General features: G+C 58.2%; 3 protein-coding genes. All 3 read left to right on the top strand.

All coding sequences use genetic code 11. The annotated features are described in order from the left end of the window. Window positions 1-43 precede the first annotated feature (43 nt). Window positions 44-904: an aminoglycoside N-acetyltransferase AAC(3)-IIe gene (aac(3)-IIe, locus tag ACVCAM_RS26225; RefSeq protein ID WP_000557452.1), complete on the top strand. Its 861-nt coding sequence runs from the start codon at window positions 44-46 to the stop codon at window positions 902-904. Between the two features lie 12 nt (window positions 905-916). Beyond that, entirely contained in the window at window positions 917-1,459 is a 543-nt protein-coding gene (locus ACVCAM_RS26220) for an AAA family ATPase (RefSeq protein WP_002063889.1), read from the top strand. Between the two features lie 91 nt (window positions 1,460-1,550). After that, window positions 1,551-2,600 (top strand): IS3 family transposase gene (locus ACVCAM_RS26215; RefSeq protein WP_162833788.1). Its coding sequence is split into 2 segments (ribosomal slippage), with 1,051 coding nucleotides annotated over them: window positions 1,551-1,809 and window positions 1,809-2,600; the frame shifts between segments, so codons are not numbered across the junction. This gene is flagged as partial in the annotation.

Genomic DNA, 2,600 nt, shown 5'->3' with positions numbered 1-2,600 from the left:
TCTCGATAGGTATAGTGTTTTGCAGTTTAGAGGAGATATCGCGATGCATACGCGGAAGGCAATAACGGAGGCAATTCGAAAATTAGGAGTCCAAACCGGTGACCTGTTGATGGTGCATGCCTCACTTAAAGCGATTGGTCCGGTCGAAGGAGGAGCGGAGACGGTCGTTGCCGCGTTACGCTCCGCGGTTGGGCCGACTGGCACTGTGATGGGATACGCGTCGTGGGACCGATCACCCTACGAGGAGACTCTGAATGGCGCTCGGTTGGATGACAAAGCCCGCCGTACCTGGCCGCCGTTCGATCCCGCAACGGCCGGGACTTACCGTGGGTTCGGCCTGCTGAATCAATTTCTGGTTCAAGCCCCCGGCGCGCGGCGCAGCGCGCACCCCGATGCATCGATGGTCGCGGTTGGTCCGCTAGCTGAAACGCTGACGGAGCCTCACGAACTCGGTCACGCCTTGGGGGAAGGGTCGCCCGTCGAGCGGTTCGTCCGCCTTGGCGGGAAGGCCCTGCTGTTGGGTGCGCCGCTAAACTCCGTTACCGCATTGCACTACGCCGAGGCGGTTGCGGATATCCCCAACAAACGATGGGTGACGTATGAGATGCCGATGCTTGGAAGAAACGGTGAAGTCGCCTGGAAAACGGCATCAGAATACGATTCAAACGGCATTCTCGATTGCTTTGCTATCGAAGGAAAGCCGGATGCGGTCGAAACTATAGCAAATGCTTACGTGAAGCTCGGTCGCCATCGAGAAGGTGTCGTGGGCTTTGCTCAGTGCTACCTGTTCGACGCGCAGGACATCGTGACGTTCGGCGTCACCTATCTTGAGAAGCACTTCGGAGCCACTCCGATCGTGCCAGCACACGAAGCCGCCCAGCGCTCTTGCGAGCCTTCCGGTTAGAGGCCGTCGACAATGATAATCTGGATCAACGGACCTTTCGGCGCCGGAAAGACGACTCTCGCTGAGCGGCTGCGCGATCGGCGTCCGAAATCGCTGATCTTTGACCCTGAGGAAATCGGGTTCGTGGTGAAAGAAACGGTCCCCATACCAGCGAGCGGAGACTATCAGGATCTCCCCTTGTGGAGGGGACTTACGATCGCTGCGGTCAGCGAGATTCGCAGGAATTACTCGCAGGACATCATCATCCCAATGACGCTCGTGCACCCGGACTATCTGACTGAGATACTCGACGGGTTAAGGCAGATCGACGATCAGCTGCTGCACATCTTTCTGATGCTTAACGAGGACCTATTGCGTCACCGGATCTCGAACCAGACCATGCATCCTGACCCGAATCGGAATGCGGAGATTCGAGAGTGGCGATTAGCGAATGTCGCCCGATGCTTGGCCGCAAGGGAACGGCTTCCGTCCACAACCCGTGTTCTCGATAGTGGTGCACACACCAGCGATGAACTTGCAGCGATGGTGCTCGACAGACTCGATCAGCGCACCTGATCGCCTTAGAGCTGGCTCGGGAAATCTGCACAGCGGGGATAAGTGGAGTTTCTGCCTGACTTCGGCTTAGATGCCGGGAACAGGAGAGACCATGACGAGACGACCGCGCCGGAACCATAGCCCGGCTTTCAAGGCGAAGGTGGCACTTGCCGCCATCCGAGGTGAGCAGACGCTGGTGGAGTTGTCCCAGCAGTTCGATGTGCACGCCAACCAGATCAAGCAATGGAAAGACCAGCTCCTTGAGGGGGCGACAGGTGTGTTCGGCGATGAAACGAAAGCGGAGCCGTCGGGTCCGACCATCGATGTCAAAACGCTGCACGCGAAAATCGGCGAACTGACACTGGAGAACGATTTTTTATCCGGTGCGCTCGGCAAGGCGGGATTGCTGGGCGGAAAGAAATGATCGACCGCGAGCACAAGCTATCCGTCGTGCGCCAGGCGAAGCTTCTCGGCTTCAGCCGTGGCAGCGTCTACTATCTGCCTCGTCCGGTGTCTGACGGCGATCTGGCCCTTATGCGCCGGATTGACGAATTGCATCTCGACTACCCCTTTGCCGGAAGTCGGATGTTGCAAGGGCTCTTGAGAGGAGAAGGTCTGGAGACCGGGCGGCGACACGTCGCCACGCTGATGAAGAAGATGGGCATCAAGGCGATCTACCGCCGCCCGAACACCTCGAAACCAGCGCCAGGGCACATACGAAAGCTGGCAGTCACCCGGCCCAATCAGGTGTGGGCAATGGACCTGACCTACATCCCCATGGCGCGGGGATTTGTCTATCTGTGCGCCGTCGTGGACTGGTTCAGCCGGAAGGTCTTGTCATGGCGGTTGTCGATCACGATGGAAGCAGCCTTCTGCATCGAGGCGGTGGAGGAGGCACTTGCCCGTCATGGCAGGCCGGAAATCTTCAATACCGACCAGGGATCGCAGTTCACCTCCATCGACTTCACCGCCGTGCTGAAGAGGTCACAGATTGCCATCTCGATGGATGGCAAGGGTGCGTGGCGAGACAATGTCTTCGTCGAGCGGCTCTGGCGTTCGATCAAATACGAGGAAGTCTACCTCCATGCCTACAAGACTGTGTCCGAGGCACGCGCTGGCATCGCCCGATATCTGAACTTCTACAACACCAGACGCCCACATT

The organism is Enterobacter sp. CFEC122, from assembly GCF_052983755.1.
The sequence above is the reverse complement of the archived record's forward strand: the minus strand, read 5'-3'. Positions and strand labels throughout refer to the sequence as shown.

Coding starts and splice junctions, on each gene's coding strand:
- ACVCAM_RS26220 (WP_002063889.1), top strand. CDS start 917: ATGATAATCTGGATCAACGGACCTTTCGGCGCCGGAAAGACGACTCTC.